18 protein-coding genes are annotated in these 22175 nt (G+C 42.6%); 5 read left to right on the top strand and 13 right to left on the bottom strand.

Annotated elements, in window-relative coordinates:
* Positions 1-5: 5 nt before the first annotated feature.
* Positions 6-1382 carry a lysine-sensitive aspartokinase 3 gene (gene lysC / locus AABS66_RS19565; protein WP_206086220.1) on the bottom strand — a complete coding sequence of 459 codons (1377 nt, stop codon included), beginning with the start codon at positions 1380-1382 and terminating at the stop codon, positions 6-8.
* Positions 1383-2161: 779 nt separating this feature from the next.
* On the opposite strand from lysC, the gene pgi reads away from it, so the two are divergent.
* From pgi to ubiA, 3 genes are all read left to right on the top strand, one after another.
* Positions 2162-3808 carry a glucose-6-phosphate isomerase gene (gene pgi / locus AABS66_RS19560; protein WP_272539935.1) on the top strand — a complete coding sequence of 549 codons (1647 nt, stop codon included), beginning with the start codon at positions 2162-2164 and terminating at the stop codon, positions 3806-3808.
* Positions 3809-4106: 298 nt separating this feature from the next.
* The gene (ubiC, locus tag AABS66_RS19555; RefSeq protein WP_206086360.1) at positions 4107-4619 is read left to right on the top strand and encodes a chorismate lyase; all 513 of its coding nucleotides are present in this window, start codon (positions 4107-4109) and stop codon (positions 4617-4619) included.
* A gap of 149 nt (positions 4620-4768) precedes the next feature.
* Positions 4769-5623, top strand: a complete 855-nt coding sequence (gene ubiA / locus AABS66_RS19550; RefSeq protein WP_430225341.1) for a 4-hydroxybenzoate octaprenyltransferase — start codon at positions 4769-4771, stop codon at positions 5621-5623.
* Positions 5624-5723: 100 nt separating this feature from the next.
* Here the strand turns inward: ubiA and AABS66_RS19545 are convergent, their stop codons facing one another.
* From AABS66_RS19545 to plsB, 5 genes are all read right to left on the bottom strand, one after another.
* Positions 5724-6788, bottom strand: coding sequence for a hypothetical protein (locus AABS66_RS19545; RefSeq protein ID WP_430225340.1), 1065 nt, complete (start codon positions 6786-6788; stop codon positions 5724-5726).
* Between the two features lie 92 nt (positions 6789-6880).
* Complete coding sequence (locus AABS66_RS19540) at positions 6881-7651, bottom strand: ZirU family protein (protein WP_430225339.1); 771 nt, start codon at positions 7649-7651, stop codon at positions 6881-6883.
* 50 nt (positions 7652-7701) lie between these two features.
* The gene (locus AABS66_RS19535) at positions 7702-9798 is read right to left on the bottom strand and encodes an inverse autotransporter beta domain-containing protein (RefSeq protein ID WP_430225338.1); all 2097 of its coding nucleotides are present in this window, start codon (positions 9796-9798) and stop codon (positions 7702-7704) included.
* A 494-nt stretch (positions 9799-10292) separates the two neighbouring features.
* The gene (locus tag AABS66_RS19530; RefSeq protein ID WP_412990642.1) at positions 10293-10445 is read right to left on the bottom strand and encodes a transposase; all 153 of its coding nucleotides are present in this window, start codon (positions 10443-10445) and stop codon (positions 10293-10295) included.
* 157 nt (positions 10446-10602) lie between these two features.
* Positions 10603-13086 carry a glycerol-3-phosphate 1-O-acyltransferase PlsB gene (gene plsB / locus AABS66_RS19525; RefSeq protein ID WP_430225337.1) on the bottom strand — a complete coding sequence of 828 codons (2484 nt, stop codon included), beginning with the start codon at positions 13084-13086 and terminating at the stop codon, positions 10603-10605.
* Between the two features lie 126 nt (positions 13087-13212).
* Here plsB and AABS66_RS19520 point away from each other — a divergent pair, with 126 nt between their 5' ends.
* Complete coding sequence (locus AABS66_RS19520) at positions 13213-13587, top strand: diacylglycerol kinase (protein ID WP_206086228.1); 375 nt, start codon at positions 13213-13215, stop codon at positions 13585-13587.
* Positions 13588-13724: 137 nt separating this feature from the next.
* Complete coding sequence (lexA, locus tag AABS66_RS19515; protein ID WP_206086229.1) at positions 13725-14342, top strand: transcriptional repressor LexA; 618 nt, start codon at positions 13725-13727, stop codon at positions 14340-14342.
* A gap of 181 nt (positions 14343-14523) precedes the next feature.
* Here lexA and zur read toward each other — a convergent pair whose 3' ends face one another.
* The 7 genes from zur to AABS66_RS19480 form a co-directional block, all read right to left on the bottom strand.
* Positions 14524-15045: a zinc uptake transcriptional repressor Zur gene (zur, locus tag AABS66_RS19510; RefSeq protein WP_272539939.1), complete on the bottom strand. Its 522-nt coding sequence runs from the start codon at positions 15043-15045 to the stop codon at positions 14524-14526.
* Between the two features lie 268 nt (positions 15046-15313).
* Positions 15314-17359 carry a TonB-dependent receptor plug domain-containing protein gene (locus AABS66_RS19505; RefSeq protein ID WP_430225336.1) on the bottom strand — a complete coding sequence of 682 codons (2046 nt, stop codon included), beginning with the start codon at positions 17357-17359 and terminating at the stop codon, positions 15314-15316.
* 133 nt (positions 17360-17492) lie between these two features.
* Positions 17493-18338, bottom strand: coding sequence for a ModD protein (modD, locus tag AABS66_RS19500; protein ID WP_430225335.1), 846 nt, complete (start codon positions 18336-18338; stop codon positions 17493-17495).
* Positions 18335-19153 carry a class I SAM-dependent methyltransferase gene (locus tag AABS66_RS19495; RefSeq protein ID WP_206086233.1) on the bottom strand — a complete coding sequence of 273 codons (819 nt, stop codon included), beginning with the start codon at positions 19151-19153 and terminating at the stop codon, positions 18335-18337. The genes modD and AABS66_RS19495 overlap by 4 nt, the downstream gene beginning before the upstream one ends.
* A gap of 11 nt (positions 19154-19164) precedes the next feature.
* Positions 19165-19932: an ABC transporter ATP-binding protein gene (locus AABS66_RS19490; RefSeq protein ID WP_206086234.1), complete on the bottom strand. Its 768-nt coding sequence runs from the start codon at positions 19930-19932 to the stop codon at positions 19165-19167.
* Positions 19929-20936, bottom strand: coding sequence for a FecCD family ABC transporter permease (locus AABS66_RS19485; RefSeq protein ID WP_206086361.1), 1008 nt, complete (start codon positions 20934-20936; stop codon positions 19929-19931). The genes AABS66_RS19490 and AABS66_RS19485 overlap by 4 nt, the downstream gene beginning before the upstream one ends.
* 5 nt (positions 20937-20941) lie before the next feature.
* Positions 20942-21979, bottom strand: a complete 1038-nt coding sequence (locus tag AABS66_RS19480) for an ABC transporter substrate-binding protein (RefSeq protein ID WP_430225334.1) — start codon at positions 21977-21979, stop codon at positions 20942-20944.
* Positions 21980-22175: the final 196 nt, after the last annotated feature.

Genomic DNA, 22175 nt, shown 5'->3' with positions numbered 1-22175 from the left:
GTGGATTATTCGAATAAGTTACTGTGTAATGTACGAACGATATCTTCCGCATCATCACCTGGAACTAACAAGCAAATATTGTGGCTGCTTGCTCCGTAGCTGATCATACGAATATTGAAGGACTCTAATGCACCGAAAATTTGTTTCCCGAGTCCATTCACTTGCGACAGTTCATTACCGATAATTGCCACTAACGCTAAGTTTTCTTCCACTTCAACACGGCATAATGCAGAAAGCTCTGTCATGAGAGCGTTGGTGAGTAAGCTGCCATTTGTCCCTGTTGAACCTGTGGTATCTAACGTTAATGCAACGCTCACCTCTGAAGTGGTAATTAAGTCCACGGAAATATTGTGGCGCAATAAGATAGTGAAAATTTCTGCTAAGAACCCACGCGCATGCAGCATTTTCAGGCTATGTAATGTTAATAATGTTTGTTTACGACGCAGTGCCAATGCCCTAAATTGCGGTGGATTCGTGGTTTTGTCACTGACAATTGTCCCACCCGCTTCTGGAGCTTTACTGGAGCCTACGAACACAGGGATACCTGAGCGTACCGCAGGTAGTAATGTGGCTGGATGCAGAATTTTTGCCCCAAAAGTTGCCATTTCTGCCGCTTCATCGAAGGCGATTTCATCAATACGCTGTGCATTTGCTACTACGCGCGGATCAGTGCTGTAGATACCAGGAACGTCTGTCCAAATATCGACACGAGATAAATTCAATACTTCAGCCAATAGGGCTGCGGTATAGTCGCTACCACCGCGTCCCAATGTGGTTGTTCGGCCTTTTTCATCGCGGCCAATAAAGCCTTGCGTAATCACGACTGACTCGCCTAAGCGAGTTTGTAAGTGTTGTTCTGAAAGGGCTTTTAACTGGTTGAGATCAGGCTCAGCACGTCCAAAACTGTCGTTGGTTCTCATGATCTTACGCACATCAAACCATTGTGAGTTGGCATTGCGTTGGCGTAGAACTTCAACAAAAAGCAGAGTCGACATCAATTCCCCATGGCTTACCATTTCATCTGTCAATGCATCTGAAGTGGCAAGAGATGCAGAATCTGCTAAATGGGCAATGTTATCAAGTAAGCGATTGATTTCTTCACGAATAACCTCTGCAGTCTGTAAGTTATCAATAATTGCATATTGAATATCTTTAACCTTTTGCAGTAGCGCATTGCGTTTATCAGCGTCACAACCTTCAGCCAATTCAATCAATAAGTTAGTAATGCCTGCGGAGGCGGAAAGTACCACAACGCGCACGTTGGGGTTGGAAAGAACAATATTTGCGCTGTTGTTCATTGCCTCAAAGTTCGCGACACTGGTGCCACCAAATTTTGCAATAACAAACTGATTGTTGTCTGACGAAGACGCTACGGTATTCATGGTGTCAATCCCTTTGGTTAAACCTAAACTTTATATAGATTTATCGGGTAAATAGAATCGCGTCAATCAAGAATCGAAGCAAATCAGTAATTCTAATGATGGGGGGGTTATTATCGGTTTTCGTCATACGCGTCATCCTTCAAGCTGCATGGGTGTTGACTGCGTTTAGATAGCCGAATCACATACTTGTGTATGCTCATCGGTCTATCTTCACTTGTCGCCTACATGCAACTCGAATGATTTAGCGTATGTAGATTAGTCGCTTTTTCAAGCTGCATGGGTGTTGACTGCGTTTAGATAGCCGAATCACATACTTGTGTATGCTCATCGGTCTATCTTCACTTGTCGCCTACATGCAACTCGAATGATTTAGCGTATGTAGATTAGTGGCTTTTTCAAGCTGCATGGGTGTTGACTACGTTCAGATAGCCGAATCACATACTTGTGTATGCTCATCGGTCTATCTTTACTTGTCGCCTACATGCAACTCGAATGATTTAGCGTATGTAGATTAGTGGCTTTTTCAAGCTGCATGGGTGTTGACTACGTTCAGATAGCCGAATCACACACTTGTGTATGCTCATCGGTCTATCTTCACTTGTCGCTTTTTTTAAGCTAAATGGCATTGAAAGTGCGTATTTCATATAAAAGGGATAATTAAGTCTGGAAAAGTACGGCAGAATTGGGGAATATCAATATAACGCAGAAAACCGATAAGCCCTGTTTCCTTGACGGGTTACAATCTATTTCTATTGAAAATTGTTTGGAGAGTGTTATCCATGAGAAGTATTAATCCAAGCCAGACGGCTGCATGGCGGGCGCTAGAACAACATTTTGCGCAAATAAAAGATGTGCATATGCGTGATTTGTTCGAGCAAGATAAAGACCGCTTTACCAAATTTTCGGCAACGTTCGATGGTCAAATCTTAGTGGATTTCTCCAAAAATAGAATAACGCAAGAAACCTTAGACAATTTATTAGCACTGGCAAAAGAAACTGAGCTAGAAAGTGCCATTAATAGTATGTTCAAGGGTGAAAAAATCAACCGCACGGAAGACCGTGCTGTGCTGCATACGGCTTTACGTAATCGCGACAACACACCAATTTACGTAGATGGTAAAGATGTGATGCCTGACGTTAATGCTGTGCTGGAAAAAATGCAGCAATTTAGCCAACGCATTATTAGTGGTGAATGGAAAGGCTTTACGGGTAAGGCGATTACCGATGTTGTGAATATCGGGATTGGTGGTTCTGACCTTGGCCCATTCATGGTGACTGAAGCATTACGCCCTTATAAAAACCACCTGAATATGCACTTTGTTTCTAATGTGGATGGCACGCAAATCGCTGAAACGTTGAAAACACTGAATCCAGAAACGACATTGTTCTTAATTGCGTCTAAAACATTCACTACGCAAGAGACAATGACTAATGCGCATTCAGCTCGTGATTGGTTCTTAGCATCTGCAAAAGATGAAAGCCAGGTTGCTAAGCACTTTGTGGCACTTTCCACCAATGGTGAAGAAGTCGCTAAGTTTGGTATTGATACCAACAATATGTTTGAGTTCTGGGATTGGGTTGGTGGCCGCTATTCATTATGGTCAGCGATTGGTTTATCCATCATTTTATCCGTCGGCTTTGATAACTTCGTTCAATTATTGAATGGCGCTCATGCAATGGATAAGCATTTCACCCAAACACCGCTGGAGAAAAATATCCCCGTATTGTTAGGGTTGATTGGCATTTGGTATAACAATTTTTTTGAATCAGAAACTGAAGCGATTCTGCCATACGACCAATACATGCATCGTTTTGCGGCATACTTCCAACAAGGCAATATGGAATCCAATGGTAAGTATATCGGCCGTGATGGAAAACCCGTTTCATACCAAACTGGCCCAATTATTTGGGGCGAGCCAGGGACGAACGGGCAACATGCGTTTTATCAATTGATCCACCAAGGGACAAAAATGATCCCTTGTGACTTTATTGCGCCAGCAGTCACACATAATCCACTGGGTGACCACCACGAGAAGCTGCTTTCTAACTTCTTTGCGCAAACAGAAGCGCTAGCATTTGGAAAAACGCGTGAAGTGGTCGATGCTGAATTTGCTGCGCAAGGCAAATCAGTGGCCGATATGGAATATGTGGCACCGTATAAAGTATTTGAAGGTAACCGCCCAACGAACTCGATTTTACTCAAAGAAGTTACGCCATATTCATTAGGTGCGTTAATCGCGATGTATGAGCATAAAATCTTTACTCAAGGGGCGATTTTAAACATCTTCACGTTTGACCAATGGGGCGTAGAATTAGGTAAACAATTAGCGAGCCGCATTCTGCCTGAATTAGAAAGCAGTGAAAAAGTCAGCAGCCACGACAGTTCAACCAATGGCTTAATTAACAACTATAAAGCTTGGCGTTAATGGTTTATTGAAATTACGTCGTGAAATTAAGCGGGAAGTGTTGGTGGCTTCCCGTTTTCTTTATTAGAAGAAACATCAGAATAAGTTAATGTCAGCTAGATTATTAAAGTATTAACGAATTTTATTTTTGTTTATAACATGTTATTAATTATGGAATCTTTCACTATTTTTTTACAATTTGTGTTGAATTTGTGACTTTTTATATAAATTGTTAGCTAACTTTAACCTTGTAGCAAAACAACGTGATATTCTACTTGGTAAGAAATACAGAAATCATAACCATGTTATTCATGGTGGAATTTACGTAATGGATGAAACGCTATTTACCTCGCAGCCAATTGAATGGATTGCGCAGGATGATGAAAGAGTTCCCGCTAACATGCTCGATTGGTTACTTGAACTTGGCTCCATGACAAAACGTTTTGAACAACATAGCCAGAAAGTGACTGTCATTCCATATTTAGAACGCTATGTATCGCAAGTGATGCTGAGTACGGAAGAAGCACAAAATTTACCTGCAAGTCATCGTTACTGGGTGCGCGAAGTGGTTATGTATGGAGATGGTACTCCGTGGTTGCTTGGTCGTACGGTCATTCCGGAAGAAACACTCACCGATGATGACCAGCAATTAGTGGATATTGGTCGGATGCCATTAGGGCGCTATTTATTTAGTCGAGATAACCTAACGCGTGATTACATTCATATTGGTCGTTCCGCAGAACGTTGGGTTCGCCGCTCTCGATTAAGGTTATCCGATAAACCTTTATTGTTAACCGAGATATTTTTACCAGAATCACCTGCATATCGTTAATTATCCAAACTATTTCAAATTATAGATTTTGGCAAAACACGACACTAATACACAAAAATCCGTGATTTGCTCAACTGAGTGGTGTGAACACCTACCTATTTTGAAGTATGATGGAGTGAGAAAAGGAGCACGACAAAGTGGAGGGAAGTATGACGCTAAGTAAATGGCATGCATACAGCCGTTTAATGCGTATTGATAGACCCATCGGTTCACTGTTATTACTTTGGCCGACGTATTGGGCACTCTGGATAGCTGCTCAAAGCACGCCCAATTTGCACATTTTGATTGTGTTTACTGCGGGGGTGTTTTTCATGCGCGCCGCAGGTTGTGTGATTAATGATTTCGCTGACCGACATTTTGATGGTCATGTGGAACGCACCAAACATCGCCCATTACCCAGTGGGGATGTGACGGAAAAAGAAGCTAAAATTTTGTTTGCAAGTTTAGTGGGTGTGTCCTTCTTGCTGGTTTTAACTTTAAATTTAATGACAATTTGGTTGTCCATTGCGGCGCTTGCTTTGGCATGGATTTACCCTTTTGTTAAAAGAGTCAGTCATTTACCTCAGGTTGTACTGGGCGCAGCATTTGGCTGGTCGATTCCAATGGCCTTCTCTGCGGTGGGTGAAACACTTCCGTTAGTATGCTGGGTATTGTTTTTCATAAATATTATTTGGTCAGTGATTTACGACACGCAATATGCCATGGTTGACCGTGACGATGATTTAAAAATCGGCGTGAAATCAACAGCCATTTTATTTGGCCAGTATGACAAATTAATTATTGGGTTACTGCAATTACTGATGGTCGGCTTGCTGGTGGCTGTGGGATCATTGGCTGCTCTGGGGAGCATTTACTATTTTTCTCTGGCGCTGGTTGTGGGGTTATTTGTTTATCAGCAAAAACTGATGGTCAATAGAGAGCGTGCTCCCTGTTTTAAAGCTTTTATGAATAATAACTATGTTGGTTTTATCTTATTTGTCGGAATTTTTTTGAGTTATTGGTAAACAGGTTGTTGACGATTAACAGGAGCATGCTTTTCAGCTTTTCCTCTCAATGGCTGGAAAAACCCTAACCAAATGGCTAGGGTTTTGAGTGAGCAAATTACTAACGCTGCAGTACTATTTTAGGCGATGTCGCGTGGGCAACTTTGCCGTTTGGAAAATTAACGTGGACCACAAAATAAATAGTCTCCCCGACACTGGATTTTGCATTATCTCCAAACTTTATAGTGTTTCCGTCGTCAGTAACAATTGAACCACTGTAAGTCTTCTTACCAACCGGATACGTTTGTTCCTCACCGATCTTTATGTTCCTGTATTCACTGAGGGTTATTGATATCGGTTTGCCATAACCGAGGTGCGAATAATTTATCACCATATTGTACCCATATCCGGAGCGATTCCCTATTTGGTTGCCGTTATATATTTCTACTAGATGTGATGGTATTACTTTAACTACAGTGACCTTATTCGATTGAACTTGCGCACCTGTACTCGGTGTTCCGCTTGATGAGCGAGGGATGACATTGAAATAAATTTCACACCCTATATCTGCATCTTGTATGTGATAAGTTCTGCTTGTTGATATCGCCTGATGATTATTGCCACGCAAACAGAACCACTCGAAACTGGTTCCACTCTCAGGATCGCTCGGGCTGTCCCCATCGTGGTAGCGATAATTTCCGGTTAGTAATCCACCAGGCTCTGGCTGACCATCAATTTTCACATCATGAGCTTCTGGTGCTAGCCCTCTAGTAGTGAGAGTTGATGAAGTGAATATAGCGCCAGTTGCTGGTTCTGTGATTTTAGGGTCGGTTTGTGGCGTGACCTCGACCGACAGTTGTTTTCCATTGCCATCGCCGGGGACGAGTTTATAGCTATTTTGCGTGGCTCCTGAAATATTTTTACCATCGAGTTTCCATTGAAAAAGTGATGTCTCTAATGCATCCTTATCTGCATCCGTTATCTTTGGATCAGCGGTGACCGTGTCATTAACGGCGGGTGTCTTATTATTAAATTGAACATCAGTCACGACAGGTGCATGACCGATAACGGGAAGCGTTTGGGTATTGACTTCGATCACAGAAGCGGATACGCCTCCTACGATGACCAATCCTGCTGCCAGCGTTATCAGACGAATAAGGGGGATAATTTTTGTCCTCTCTGCCATTTTATGAATATCCTCTTCTGTTATCGCAGTGTGTTATGGGTGCTTATTATCAAAAATACCGCAGCGAAATGTTTCGCTGCGGGGGATAGTGATTATTTGTTCGAAACGATAACCTGAATTTTACGTTTCTGCTCTGTGCCCTTAACCGTGTATGTTGCTGTGGTTGCACCTGAAATATCTGTGTATTTGCTCGAATTCACAGAGTCTTGAATCTGCCACTTGTAAGTCAGGTTATTATTACAAGTCCCGTGACAGGTGACATTTGCTTTCAGCGAATCACCAACCAGCGGTCGTGACCCAGCTCCAGTGAGACCCGAAATAGTTACTGATTTCACGATATCGCCATTCACTGTTGGGATATTAGTGCCGCCCACTATTGTCTTACCACCGATATCGATGAAGGTTGCTGCTGCTACGGCTACACTCTCTGACGGCTCCGTCTTAGCTGGATCCGTTTTTGCGACGGCCTTAACGGTAATGTTTTTACCTAACAACGCCGATGTCAGTTTCAGCGTGTCGCTCGTTTGCCCTGCAATAACATTTTTGCCGTCATGCCATTCATAGACGATAGACACTAGTGTATCGTTGTCTTTATCACTGAAGTCAAAACCTGACGCTTTCAACTCATCATTCTCACCTAATACACCGTCATTGTTCTTATCTGTGGCCGTGATGGTACCCGCTTTTAGCTCTGGTGCATGACCAATAACCGCAGTTGTTGCTGGGGAAGTTATCGAGATCGGAGTCTGAGTCGTGGCAGCGAGTGCCGATGTACCAAAAGTCATGCCTAACACGGCTCCCGCAATCAGGACAGATAGGTTGTTTTTGCGGATCATTGGGGTTTGTTGATTTTTGTTGCTCATCTAATTATTACCTTATATTTTAAATTTATTAAGTTGCCCTATAGGCGTATTTATTGTGCGGTCACTCGCAGCCTGCGTTTTTGCGTGTCTGCGGTGACTGTATATGTCATGGCTGTAGCGCCATTAATCGCTTGATACTGTCCTGATCCTTGTATTGTCTCCACTTCCCATTGCCAAGCTGTCGGCAAAATGCAGTTGACTTGGCACTCTGGTGTTGCTGTTAGGACATCCCCAACGACGGGGCGCTTTTTTATAACACTGCCGTTATGAAATATTTGTAATCCTACGGGGGCTGCCATCACTTCTATTTTTGTTGACGCTAGATTGATCCCCTCTACCTTCGGACTAAAAATGAGGGTGCCCGGCAATTTTCCAGTGGTGATGGTGGTGGTATAAACACCCGGTGCAGTTTCTTTCAACGCCTCCAACTTAACGCCACTTTGCGAAGGCGATAGTGATGACCCACCTTTTTGTGTCGTGAAGGCGAACGGCAACTGAATCGATGAAGCCAATTTAGTCATCGGTGCATTCTGCTCATCCCGCATCGTCAGCGTTAATACCTCCGACTGACCGACATTCAGTACACCTGATCCAACAGTCAAACTTGAGTAGCGGTTAGAAAACCCTGCGTCGACAATCACTTTTATATAGGCTGGTTTTGATGCATTTCCCTTTCCATCCCATGCAATAGCACTTAGGGTATAAGTATTGCTTTTACCCGCCTGCCAAGCAGGTAGGCGAATTTGCCAAGCTGTTAAACTTTTGCCAACAGACTGTACTTTCCCACCGTTGGATGAAAACTTTGTCAGCATTCCCCATTTCACACGTTCAGCACCATATTTCGCTTTTAAGATAGCGCTCAGTGACTGTAGGCTGGCACCTCGACCACGGATTTCCTGCGGCAGTATTAAACTGATCAAATCCTGTTTACGGTATTCGAGTACAATGTTGTTATTGCGCTCAACCAGTGCCATTAGGCTGCCTGAGAGCGAACGCAGGCGAGCAACTGAACTCGATGATATTTGGTCTTTCCAAGGCACACCGAATGAATAGGTCAGTTGTGCCTGAAGTTGCAGATCATCAGTTCCTTGTCCTGTACGCCAGTCAGCCCCAAGGGTAATTAATGGAATAGGGGTGTAATTCAACCCTACAGTCATTGTTTTTGGCGACTTACTACGAGAGTCCTTACCTTTCATTGCCACTTCATCACCGAAATATTGTTCATATTTCAGTTTGCCACCAAGTTGTGGATAAGATGGCAACCAAGCACTGGCGGTCATATCAAATCCGTTGGCGGGGCGTTCATCGTAGTCGTCAAAATCCCGTGACTGATGCCAGTTGTTGAGTCGCAGATAACCATTGGTTGAAAAGCGTAGATTATCGGACCACAATTCTCCGCCAATACCGAGTCGGCTGTTCCCACCTGTAATATCAGCGTCATAAAAGGTGTTGACGCCATACATCCATTGCTCATTGAACCGACGAGCGCCCACTCCTAAGTTTAGGGTGGTGCGATCATTAAGGTTCCGACCTCCTAACTGAGTGAACACCAGCCAATCTGGGTTTTGATATACGGGTAACAGCATGTCGGCAGACAGCGTACTCTGTGACAGTTTATCTCCCGGCTGTATACTAATTTGTGCAGTACCATATTGATTTAACCAACTCTCCATGGTTGATGACGCTGTGCTCACCGCCATATCCTTGGCCTGTTTAGTCAGGTACTCTTCTGCACTTTGTGTGTTCATCGCTTGGAAAAAGTTAGGGGCAGTTTGGGCCAACCAGTTCTCAATTTCACTATCTGAGTCGTTTACTTGTACACCTTTCTTCGTCGTTTTATCTGTCGTATTGGCGATGTAAGTGCTTGGTACATCGATTTGATCTCCAGCTGAGAGTTGTTCAAAAGCGCGGGCGAAATTGCGTTTTTGATTTAATGTTTTTAATTCCTCCACTGTCAGATTGTATTGATGAGCCACACTGTGAACGGTCTCTCCTGTCTGCAGGTGGTAAGGCTTCACTTTCATTCCATCTACAAACCCAGTAGCAAAGACTGAACCAGTTGGTATGATGGATACGGACAGTAAAACGGGAATCAATAAGGGCATCTGAGATGATTTGATACTGTAACGGTTAATACCAAAAATCATTTATTTATTCCTTTTATTCCTTTTATTCCTTTTATTTCTTCCTTTAAGTTGTTGTTTCCATAATGAGGATATTTCCATTGTGAATAAATGAACTATCAAAGGTGCTAAACACCAATAATAGAGTGAGATAAGCAGATATTGAGTTGCTGTTATAAATTTCAGCTATGTAATCTAATGTCTCATTTTGATGATGGATGTTAATACTCGACTCAATGATTGCATTTCGTCTTACGGTGAAATTTATATATTTAGATTGATAATGTGAACGTACTTGTTTGGACTAAATAAGAAGTTATAGAGAGTGGGATTAATTAAGAAATGATAATTTATTATGAATTGAAATTATTTTTGATATTTACCATATTTCAAATTGCGTGTTTTTTTTTGAATTTATTTTTATTTATCAATTTTTTATGTTGGGTTTTGGCGGCTTTTCTTTTATTGAAATAATATTGAATACACATAAAAATCGCCTATCCTTCTAGCTATCAATATTAGGTATTGGCTGTTTTGGTTAGTGTGGCGGAATTCGATACTTTTCCAGTGAGTCCTATATCTAGGAACCAAAAGTAAGCGCCATTGGTTTGGATTTCTTTAACCAAGCGATGCTCAGAGATAATACTAGATAAATAATTCAGCAACATCACCTTGATTAATCGAACTCAGTGGTTTCAAAAAACAATTCATCATTGGTGCGGCACTTCGAATTATTTAGGACATAGATTATTGTTAGCACTAGCTCTATTAAATCAAAGGGGTAATGTGAATAACATTACCCCTTTTACTTATTTAGTGCCAAGATTTCTAGTCTACATTTGTTTCAGCTTCTGTACTCTTCTCTATCGCAGTGGAAAACTCATCGTCTTGGCTAACACTTTCAATGGTTAAACGGATTTCTGGGGACATTAACCGCGCAAGAACCGCATACAGTTTTTTAGCGTTAGTGGTGAAGATATCATTTTCATTGTTATCGATATAGCCTTCTTCTCTAAGCGTATCAACGAGCGTTGAGAATACTGCTTTATCAAAGAACTCAGGGGCATTAATACCGTGAAGTACAGAGAGACGTTGTGCAAGAATACGGCTTTCTTTTTCCAACGTATTACGGCTTATTTCAGGGCTGGCATTGAGTAATGACAGCGTGATTGCGTAGCGTTGTAAAGTTTCACGTACACCAGCGGCTAAGAGTTGTAATGGACGAATACGGCGTGGGTTCAATACCACCATTTCGTCGTCTCTTAGACAGATAAGTTTTTGATTATTTAGCTCATCAATCAGAGTATCGACTGTTTCACGCAGCTGTTCGTCGTTATAACGCATAAACAGTTCAGCTTTTAAGAACGGATAGATTTGGCTGACTTGATGGTGAATTTCTTGACGACTGATACGCTCATGGTGCAACACAATACTGGTGATCAGTGACGGTAACACCAATAAGTGGTGGATATTATTACGGTAGTAGGTCATTAATACGGCATTTTCACGAGGAAGAATAATAATATCCCCCATGCTGTCTTTTTCTACCTCGAATTTATCCATTTGCAACGCGTGTTCGAGCAGTTGTTCAGCCGTTTTATTTGGCGTAGTCGCATCGGCGGTGTATGGCACATTGCGTAATAATTGCAGATAACATTCCACTTGCTCAATTAACTGCTCACGGGTTAATGAACGTTGACGTGAGGCCAGTAAAGCCGTTGCGCACAAGTTGATAGCGTTAGCTGCGGCAGCATTATTGATATTCACCATGATGTTATCTGCTAACGAGCTGACTGTTGGGTTTAACCAAGTTGGGCGCTGCGGCTCAATAGGGTCAATCGAATCACGCCAATCTGGCACGCGTTGGTTAAGGTAATGAGAAAGGGAAATTGGCTGGCCAAAGTTCACATATCCTTGACCTAAGTTACGCAGCTTGCGCAAGCCGCGGATCATTGAAAATAAGCCTTCTTTCTCTTTTTCTGCACCGCGCAGCTCTTTTGCGTAAGTGCCTACTTCCATCACATGTTCATAACCAATATAGATAGGTACGATAGTGATAGGGCGCGAATCACCACGTAGCATGGCTTGCAGTGTCATTGATAGCGTTCCCGTTTTTGGCTGTAATAAACGGCCAGTTCGGGAACGTCCACCTTCAACAAAATACTCAATAGAGTAACCGCGAGCAAATAACTCACTTAAATACTCACGGAAAACCGTGGAATAGAGTTTATTTCCTTTAAAGGTGCGGCGGATAAAGAAGGCACCAAGGCGGCGGAAAATTGGGCCAGCTGGCCAAAAATTCAAGTTGATCCCTGCGGCGATATGCGGCGGGACTAAGCCTTGATGATAAAGAACATAAGACAGCAATAGGTAGTCCATGTGGCTTCGGTGGGAAGGCACATACACAATTTCATGGCCATCTTGCGCTAATTGGCGAACGCGCTCAGCATGCTGCACATTAATGCCTTGATAGAGGCGGTTCCATGTCCAGCTCAGTACACGGTCAGTTAAACGCACGGCTTCATAGGAGAAGTTCGCAGCAATTTCTTCCATCATATTCACCGCATTTTGCTGTGCTTTTTTCAGTGGAATTTTTTTACTGCGTGCTTCATCTTCGACTGCTTTTTCAATCGCTTTTGAGGTCAAAAGCTTATTGAATAGTTCATAGCGTGCGGGCAATTTCGGGCCGACAGCCGCAAGGCGTTGGCGGGAATAGTGAATGCGGGCGACACGCGCTAATTTATTCGCAATAATGGTATCTGTGCCGTGGTCTTGCGCCATTTTCCCGATGGAAACGGGGGGCGATAGGCGAACAAAGCTATCACGACCTAACCACAGGACAGCAAAGAATTTTTGCACCCCGTTTAATAGCTTCAGTGGTGGTGCAGGGGTATGCCCTTCACGACCTGGAGAGCGCCCAAACATAACCGATGCGGGGAGCATTTGAATATCCAGATTCGGATTGTTTTTATGCAAATCTAAATACGCATGGAATGTTTTGACGGAATCTTTACGCGGATCTGGTGAGTAATAACGAAATACGCGTGGGCCATCATCGATAAACACATAAGCAGGAAGCTTTGTTCCATTGATGTCGTTATCAACCAAAGGGTCAGGCAGACCGATAGCCAAGCATTGATGCCGTAGCGTTAGGAGGTCGGACTTAGAGTGATAAGGCAATACATACAGCGTTGGCCTGTTGGTATCAAGCTGCAGCTCTGTAATTGGGTCCGATGGAATTAGTTTACTTTTTACCAATAATTTAAGTGGTAAATTCAACGTGTTGTAATATATTTTACGCCATAGTGACATAAATGATTATAGCCTCTTGTTAACAATGCTGCGCAATCATACCAGAAATCCACTGGTAGATCTGTTACTGACGATTCACTTTGACTGTAAAAATCGATTATTGTTTGAATTTTTTAAGGAATAAATATGGCAAGTCAAACTAAGGGTTTTACCCGCGTGATTAAAGCAGCAGGGTACTCCCTTAAGGGGTTAAAAGCGGCTTGGATAAATGAAGCGGCATTTAGGCAGGAGTCTGTTGCCGCAGTCATTGCGATTATTATCGCCTTTTGCTTAGATATCAGTTACGTGGATAGAATATTGCTGATCAGCTCCGTTGTGCTGGTGGCTATCGTCGAGTTACTAAATAGTGCAATAGAAGCTGTTGTTGATCGTATTGGCAGTGAATATCATGAACTTTCAGGGCGCGCTAAAGATATTGGGTCAGCGGCTGTATTCATCAGTATTGGTTTAGCGTTATTTATATGGGCACTGATTTTATGGCAGCGTTATTTTTCTGCCTAGCCAATAAACCTTGTTTAGAGTCGAGAAAAGAGAGTCAATCGATAGCAAATGCCTAAATTCAGCAATTTAACTGTTTCAAATCTTCATTTACCTGTATATACTCACAGTTTGACTGTATAAACAAACAGGGGAACGGAATGAAAGCACTGACGGCTCGACAACAGCAGGTTTATGATCTGGTGCGTGACCACATTTCGCAAACAGGTATGCCTCCTACACGTGCTGAAATAGCAGCAAGTCTTGGTTTTCGTTCGCCTAATGCGGCAGAAGAACATTTAAAAGCCTTGGCTCGCAAGGGTGTAATTGAAATTGTTTCTGGGGCATCACGAGGCATCCGTCTACTTCTTGAAGAAGAGGCTGAAGATCAAGGGTTACCTTTGATTGGGCGCGTTGCCGCTGGCGAACCTTTACTGGCACAAGAACATATTGAAAGTCATTATCAGGTTGATCCTGAACTTTTTAAACCTCACGCAGATTTCCTATTACGTGTGAATGGTATGTCGATGAAAGACATCGGTATTATGGACGGTGACTTATTAGCAGTTCATAAAACACAAAATGCGCATAATGGCCAAGTGATTGTTGCGCGCATTGATGATGAAGTGACTGTTAAACGTTTTAAACAACAAGGTAATCGTGTTGAGTTAATCGCTGAAAATCCTGAGTTTGCGCCGATTGTTGTCGATTTACGCGAGCAAAGCTTCACCATTGAGGGTTTAGCAGTTGGGGTGATCCGTAATAGTGATTGGTATTAATTCTTAGATTATCAGGTAGGTAGCGGCGCGCTGCTTGTTTGATTTTTCCATTATTGCTGGCAGATTTCACATTGATGTATAGAGATCTGCCTGCTTTACTTAGTTCTTATCTTTTATATCCTTTTTTATACTACTTTTCGTATTCTTTTCTTATATAAGTAATGTCGTGGATTCTACAACGTTATTTGCTACTTTTTTTTGCAGTGATCGGTTGCTCATGGTCATGGCTACAGTGTGCGTGGTCTTTGCAGCTATCAATTTCATCACACTTTTTACATAAACCATGGTTTTCCACAACAGTATGTCTTAAACGGAACTGATTAGTTTCCGCTAGGCTAATAATGGCGGCTTCTATTGTTGCGCAATCACTTTCAGTCACACTACCGCAATGATCACAAATTAGCATCACTGAGATATGACTTGGGTTATCAAAGTGATGGCAAACAACGTAGCTGTTGGTTGACTCTATTTTATGAATAAAGCCTTGCTCCATTAAAAACTCAAGCCCACGGTAAACAGTGGGTGGTTTTGCTTGTGGTTCAACTTCACGCAGTAAATCTAATAAATCGTAGGCACTGATAGCTCCGTGTTGCTGTGCAATAAGACGTAACACGGTTTCTCTCTGTGGAGTCAATCTAACGCCCCTTGATTGGCAGATACGCTCTGCCATCACAAGTATCTTATCTTCACTCATTTTTTTCATTTTTGACTCCAACTTCGAAAACTAAGTATCGACTATAGGAACAAGTTTATCATAGTTTTCTGACTGAAATAGCTTGAAAAGAGAAAGTAGAAGGGAGAAGGGCATGTACTCAACTGAATTTTGTTAGATAAAAATGAAAAATAAAAGAAATAATAAATGGAGAAAACAATGAATATATTTTTATTTATTAAAAATATATGATGGTATTCTATGGATACGATAATAAATATTAGGCAAAGAATTAAATCTCTGCCTAATATATTATGGGTTAGTATTTATATTCAATACCTAACCAATAGTTGCGACCTTCTTCAATATAGCCATTGGTATATTCATAAGACTTATCAAATAAGTTATTCACTGAGCTATTGACGGAAACGCCTTGCCCTAAGTCATAATCTAAACGCAGGTCAGTTTTAGCAAATCCGCGCACTTTACTTTCAGCATCCACATAGTTAAATGCCCAGCTTCTGGCTTCTTCAGTCACCGTAATACTAAACGGTTCGTAAGGGGTAAATTTCACCCAAGCAAAGGCTTTATGGGTTGGCAGCTCAGCCACATGCTTGACGCTGTAGTGTTTTGGATCGGCATGAATATACCCGTAGCTTAAACCTGCTTCCATCCAATCAGTAATTTGGCCTGTCGTGCCTAAATCAATACCGAAGTAGTCGACTTTTCCGCTATTGCGGTTTTGTAGTAAATCGCCACCATCGTTATTTTTTCCGATATGGTGTGCCATGATGGCATCCGATACATGATTATAATAAGCGCTAGTTGTATAGGTCCATTGAGGAGTAACGTATCCTTTATAGGTTAAATCGTAGGTTAGTGCACGTTCTGCATCAAGATGAGGATTGATCTCGAAGGAGTCTTTATTTCTGATTTTATTCTTTGTATAGCGTTCTTTTTGTGTAGGGAAACGACTTCTTTCAGAAATAGAGAATTGTACTGTGTCTTCATTTGCTAAGTGGTAACGCGCCATGACTTCCCAATTAAAGGCATTTTGGTTGTTGCTATCATAGGTTTCAATGCCAGTGACGACATTCTGCTTATTATAAATATAACGTTTTCCATCATCGCTTTTACGCCAGTCGTAACCAATACCACCAATAATATCTAGTTTATCAGTTGCAACCCATTGGTATTCAGCAGCAGTAGACCACGTTTGGTCTTTATAACGATCAAATGGGACAACCTTATTACCACGAGAACGGTGAACGTCTTCTTTCCAGTGTGCGGCGAATGACAACATATCGAGTTCACGCACGGTGAAATCAACACGCATGTCGGCACCGTTGCTGTAGTCATCGTAACGGCTGTAATTCATATTCCACTTTTTGTATTCGTCATAGCTAGTGCTTTTTACCTTACTTTTAGCATCAGTATATTGGTGAAGGGTATTTTTAAAGCTATCGTGATAAATCCGGCTTTGTAAGGCAATATCACTGGTTATCTGTGTTGTTCCGTTAAAGTAAATACTTTCTTTATCGTATGCAGGCCATTGCCAACGTTGTAATCCTTTTTTTACATCGGGAGCAATATCTGTAGCGCTATCTTTTTGTCCATCTTGTTTAATATAGGTCACCACATACTCATCGCTTTCTCGAGGTGTCCAACCTGCTTTAATCATTAAGCGTTTATCATCACTAGATGAGTTTGTTCTGCGGCCATGTGTGCCTGCAAAAGCATTATTATCATCAGAGCCAGGTAAGCCAGCAAAACGCTGCTTATACTGGCTACCACTGACTTGAATAAACCCTAAGTCATTGCGGCCACCTAATCGTGCGCTAATATTGTGGGCATTATCTGCACCACGAGCAAAACCTTGGTTTAAGCTGATATTGGCTTCAAACGGCTTTTTCGGTGTTGCGGTGGTTAAGTTAATTGCACCACCCATCAAGTTTGGCCCTTGCAGTAACGAGGTATAGCCCGTCGAAAGCTCAACACTCGCCAACTCGCTAGTCATAAAGCGGCCTAAGTCCAACGTACCATCATAGGGCACGTAGGTTGGGATACCATCAAAGAAGATAGGTACTTGGCGGCTATCGAAACCACGCACATTCACCTGTGTTTCGTTACGGTTACCTGATTTTTGAATAGAGATCCCTGGCATGGTGCTCAATGCTTGCGCTACGTTGGTTTTATTCAATTGCTTCATTTGTTCTTCAGTGATGACATTGGCATCCGCTGCAAGTGGCGTACTCCAAACAGACATCACGTCAGTATTTTTCTCTGCTTTAGGGTCAGATGCGGCGTGCCCTTGTGCTGCGAATAAAGCCATCCCAACTAAATAGGTTATTTGTTTTATTTTCATTATGTCTTTCCAGTTTCATTAATTACGATATATTATTTTTTATATAACGATGTGCGTCATTAGCCATAAGTTAGTACAGCCTATGGGGGTAGGCTGTTTTAGCGAATGGTTTTTTTAACGCAGACTTCTTAGGTTACTGCTTAAAAATCTTCACTTTTATATCTCGAGGTGCCGCATAATATGGTGCGGAAGTCACCAACAATGGCACGCCTGTTTGGGCGAATTCTTCAATGGTTTTTAAATTGATTCCACCCGCTAAAGACAACTGACAAGGCCGATTCTGCGCGTTAGCCAGCTGCTGTAATTGCTGAATTTGGTTTGTTGGCAATTTATCGAGCTGCACAATATCTGCTTGCGCTTTGATGGCAAGTTCAGCTTGTTGATAATCGTCGGCTTCCACAATGATTAACTTTTCGGGTGCATTTTGGCGTAAAGTTTGCACATGCGCATTCCAATCATCTGGATTTTCAAGGCACTGGCGATGGTTAGTAAACAGCAAAATACTTTCTGCGCTGCCTGTTCGGTGAATAATGGCGCCTCCTGCCAAAATCGCAGTTAAGGCAAGAGGCTTAGTGTTTGGAATGGTTTTTCGCGTACAAGCGAGTTGCCCATTAGGTTGATACTGGCGCAAAATAGAGACCATTTGCTGGGTGTAGTGGCTAACACCCCCGCACCATTCAAGGACGTTTTGCACCGCTTTCCAGCCTTGATGTAACGCTTCAATCGGCCCTGTGGCACGAATTAAAATACTTTGCGGTTCGACAATCTGCCCATCATGAAAATGGCATTCACAGGTAATCCCTAGCTTTTCTAGCATGCGTTTTGCAATGTGAATACCACTGACGCAGCCCCCTTGCTTGGAGGCAAATGTCATTACGCCAAGTTGTGAGTGCAGCCCCAAGGCGCGGGTGGTTAAGTCTCCATATTGAATATCGTCTAACAGCAGCTGGTCAATTAATGCATCAGGTAGATAAATCATAATGTCAGTTCCGATTCATCCACAACATCCCACGAGACCATCGCCCAGTCCCTTGATGGATAAGATATTTTCTTACCTGATGCTGTTTGAACATCGTAATAGTGGCGAAGAATATCCGTTTCTTCTGGCGTGATATTTTTGAGTGACCAATTGACACTATCTACAAAGGCTTCAAAGTTATCAAAGCCGCCTTTATTTGGGCTCTTAATAAAATCGACACGGGCATTGATACCCATTTGATGCAGGATGTTCACCGCATAAATATAGGTTGGCAAACGAATTACTTCACGGCCAATTTCACGGATAATATTTTCATCAATAAAGGTTGGGTTGATGGTATGCGTGGTGTAAACGCGCAGTTTTGTCTGGCGATTTAGCTTAAGTAGTGCCGCTTTTAAATCATCGACTAACGTTGAGCGGGAAGCGACGGATATATCCACTTTAGGCAGAGTTGCCCAACTGTCTTCCCAGGCAAGTTGCTCAAAGTGGGCATTGGGAATACCAAGTTCTTTAGCGCGAAGCCGTGCCATCTCTAGCATGCCACCGCTGTAATCAATACCAATAACCTCTTTAAATTCATTGGCGAGGCACAGGCTAATCGAACCTGGGCCACAGCCCACATCTAGCAAAGTGTGTGCGCCCGTAAAATCCATCAGTTCACGAAAGCGTACTAAATAGGGGTCATTAGGATTTGCACAATTTTGTGCCATTTGCTGGGCTTTTTTATCCCAATGTTCGGGTTCTTTGCGGGTTCTATGCGCTTGCTGCATATGCTCTTGGTACATTTTAGAAAAATCAATTTGGTTGATTAACATGATCCCTGACCTTAATAAGAAAACGTTGATGGAAGCTGGAAGTGAGCTTGAATACTGCGCTCATCCACATTATAAAGTGCTGCCAAGTTAGTAAGTGTTAACATACTTTTTGATAAGCCTTGTCGCGCTTTTTGTTGTTTGTCTAGCAAAATGACGTTGTCAGCGATGGCGGCGGCGTGTTGTGGGTGATGGGTCGACATCAACACGGTCATGCCATGGGCTTTCAATTTCTCAATTTGCTCAAGTAGGCGAATTTGGTTACCAAAATCGAGGCTAGCGGCAGGTTCATCCATAATCAGTAGCAAGGGTTTTTGTATTAACGCGCGGGCGATTAAGACTAATTGTTTTTCGCCGCCACTGAGTGTGCTGTAAAGGCGAGTCGCAAGGTGAGGGATGTTCAGCCGTTCGAGTTGTTGAAGAGCTTGGTTTTTTTCGCTATCACCAGGGACAGAAAATAAAGAAATATGAGGGGTTAAGCCCATCATAACCATATCTAATACAGTAAAGGTAAAAGGCGTATCGTGGGCTTGTGGTACGTAAGCAATCACTCTTGCGATGTCCCGCTGTTTTAGCGTTTTTATGGACTGATTATTGAGCGAAATTTCGCCATGGATTGCGGGTAGCAAACCTAATAACGTTTTCATTAAGGTGGTTTTGCCGCAACCATTTGCACCCAGCAGGCAAGTAATTTCCTTTTCAGGTAAGGAAAGATTGATGCCATCAATGATTGTGGTGTTGTGGTAGCCAATGGCAACGTTATTAAGGGTCATTATCGTCATTTGACCCGCCTTGTTTGCAATAAAATAGCCAAAAAGAACGGTGCACCGACCGCAGAGGTGAGGATCCCCAACGGTAGTTCAATGGCGGCAATTGTACGAGCGAGGGTATCCGTGATCAGCAGCATAATTGCTCCAATCGCCAGTGATGCAGGGAGCTGGTAACGAAAGTTAGCGCCCACTATCATCCGAGTGATATGGGGGACAATCAACCCTATCCAACCAATAATCCCCGCAATGGATACCGCACTCGCCGTGAGTAACGTGGCGCAGACGATAAAGATAGCGCGCATTAAACTCACATTAATACCAAGGCTTTTGGCTTCTTCATCCGATAAGCTCAGCAAATTCATTCGCCATCGTAATAATAGCAGGGGAATGATGCCGATTATCATTAATGGCAAGACGGACAAAAGGTCTTCTTGCGTAATGGATGATAACCCGCCTAACAACCAAAATGTAATTGAAGGTAATTGGGTGTAAGGGTCTGCCAAAATTTTCATCAAAGAAATGGCAGAGCCACAAATGGCGCTGATGGCAACACCGACAAGGACTAACGATAAAATTGGATCATGTTGGCGTGCAAGACGCGCAATAAAACACACGACGGCCACGGTGATTAAGCCCCCAATAAAGGCGGCTAACTGAATATAAATCAATGATTGTCCAAAGAAAATACCGACAACAGCGCCAACGCCAGCACCTGCTGAAACCCCTAAAATATCGGGGGAAACCAGTGGGTTGCGAAACATACCTTGGTAAGCCGCACCTGCAATGGATAGTGCTCCGCCAATAATAATTGCAGCTAATGTGCGAGGGAAACGTATTTGCCAAAAAACGGTTTCATTACGTGGGTCACTAACATCAACTTGAGAGGAAAATAAACTGGCAAATAGGCGGTACAGTTCATCGAGGGTAAGTGAATACTTACCACTCGTTAAAGCAATCACTAAGCTAACGAATAAAATGAGAATTAATAATAAGGGTTTAACCCCTTTGTACGTCATTCCACTCATGATTTTTCCATCAGTAAATCAACCTGCTCAGAGGTTAATGGTGAATGATAGAAAAGGTCAAAGAATTCAGCGATATCTTGCTTTATCGTCGCGGCAATATGGCCATCAAAGTGGCTTTGTAAACGGCGCATGCCAAGAAGGCGGTTAACGCCAGGAGGGCCATCTAACCAGCCAAATGGCATGCCCGTAAAGACAAGCAATTGCTGATTGGCGATAGCATCTAGCCCTTTCCACAGTGGTGAGGACGTCATAAATTCAATGGCTTCATCATATTGCGTTATAATAATATCAGGGTTCCATTGATAAAGTTGCTCCATGGAAATGGAGGTGAGCCCGCGAAAATTAGGGATATCCACGACGTTACGCAAACCGAGCATTTCTATCGCTTCGGTATGAATCGAGCCTTTAGCGCCTGTTTCTAGCCCTTTTGCCCCACGAGCAAGGTAAAAGCTTAATGGTTTTTGTTGGGGTTTATTAGCAAAGGCAACCGCATCATCCAGATAACGCTGGGCGAGTTGGCTGAGTTTTTGTGCTTGAGGTTCAACACCGAGAGTTTCACCAAGCTGAGTGAGTTGTTGGGGGGAGTCTTTTAATCCACCTGCAATCAATAAATAGGGAATATTGGTCTGTTTCGCCACTTTCTCTGCTTGTGAGCGATAAGTATCATCAATATTGCCAGTGTCTATAATTAAGTCAGGGTTATAGGATAAAAGTTGTTCTAATGATAGCGTACTGCCTCGACCCGCTAAGCGGCCGTAAACGGGAAAATTGCGCCATTGTTGTGCAAAAAGCCCAGTATGGCCTTTGTTTAGTGAAATCGAAGCAAACCCCACCATTTTTTCTGGGGCAAGAGCAAACATCAGTAAATCAGAGAGTGGTCCCGAGCTGATAACGCGCTGAATATGGCTTGCAAGAGGAAGTTCGCCAAAGAGTGCTTCTTCGACAAAGCGCTGGCCTTTAGCGAAACTAGGCAAACTGTAGAAAGCCGCAAGTAAGGCACTGGATTGAAGAAATTGTCTACGATTGATTGCCATAATAAATATGAACACACCCGTTATGATAATAGTTATATAGCGCGAAAATTAGCGGAGTCATAGTAGAGAGTCAACCTGAAAAGTCGAGTTGTTAGAAAAACTCGACATTTGTGTGATGTAAATCAGTAACAAACATTGCTATCAATAAAAAGATAGCTGAACATAGAGAACGTTAATTTAATGAATATCACTTTGG

It is taken from the genome of Providencia sp. SP181 (genome assembly GCF_050446505.1).
Classification (GTDB): domain Bacteria; phylum Pseudomonadota; class Gammaproteobacteria; order Enterobacterales; family Enterobacteriaceae; genus Providencia; species Providencia vermicola.
This window is presented reverse-complemented; position numbering and strand designations above follow the sequence as displayed.

Coding starts and splice junctions, on each gene's coding strand:
- lysC (WP_206086220.1), bottom strand. CDS start 1,382: ATGAATACCGTAGCGTCTTCGTCAGACAACAATCAGTTTGTTATTGCA.
- AABS66_RS19535 (WP_430225338.1), bottom strand. CDS start 9,798: ATGATTTTTGGTATTAACCGTTACAGTATCAAATCATCTCAGATGCCC.
- AABS66_RS19485 (WP_206086361.1), bottom strand. CDS start 20,936: ATGACGTACAAAGGGGTTAAACCCTTATTATTAATTCTCATTTTATTC.
- AABS66_RS19520 (WP_206086228.1), top strand. CDS start 13,213: ATGGCAAGTCAAACTAAGGGTTTTACCCGCGTGATTAAAGCAGCAGGG.
- AABS66_RS19490 (WP_206086234.1), bottom strand. CDS start 19,932: ATGACGATAATGACCCTTAATAACGTTGCCATTGGCTACCACAACACC.
- lexA (WP_206086229.1), top strand. CDS start 13,725: ATGAAAGCACTGACGGCTCGACAACAGCAGGTTTATGATCTGGTGCGT.
- zur (WP_272539939.1), bottom strand. CDS start 15,045: ATGAAAAAAATGAGTGAAGATAAGATACTTGTGATGGCAGAGCGTATC.
- modD (WP_430225335.1), bottom strand. CDS start 18,338: ATGATTTATCTACCTGATGCATTAATTGACCAGCTGCTGTTAGACGAT.
- AABS66_RS19545 (WP_430225340.1), bottom strand. CDS start 6,788: ATGGCAGAGAGGACAAAAATTATCCCCCTTATTCGTCTGATAACGCTG.
- AABS66_RS19495 (WP_206086233.1), bottom strand. CDS start 19,153: ATGTTAATCAACCAAATTGATTTTTCTAAAATGTACCAAGAGCATATG.
- AABS66_RS19540 (WP_430225339.1), bottom strand. CDS start 7,651: ATGAGCAACAAAAATCAACAAACCCCAATGATCCGCAAAAACAACCTA.
- ubiA (WP_430225341.1), top strand. CDS start 4,769: ATGACGCTAAGTAAATGGCATGCATACAGCCGTTTAATGCGTATTGAT.
- AABS66_RS19505 (WP_430225336.1), bottom strand. CDS start 17,359: ATGAAAATAAAACAAATAACCTATTTAGTTGGGATGGCTTTATTCGCA.
- pgi (WP_272539935.1), top strand. CDS start 2,162: ATGAGAAGTATTAATCCAAGCCAGACGGCTGCATGGCGGGCGCTAGAA.
- AABS66_RS19480 (WP_430225334.1), bottom strand. CDS start 21,979: ATGGCAATCAATCGTAGACAATTTCTTCAATCCAGTGCCTTACTTGCG.
- plsB (WP_430225337.1), bottom strand. CDS start 13,086: ATGTCACTATGGCGTAAAATATATTACAACACGTTGAATTTACCACTT.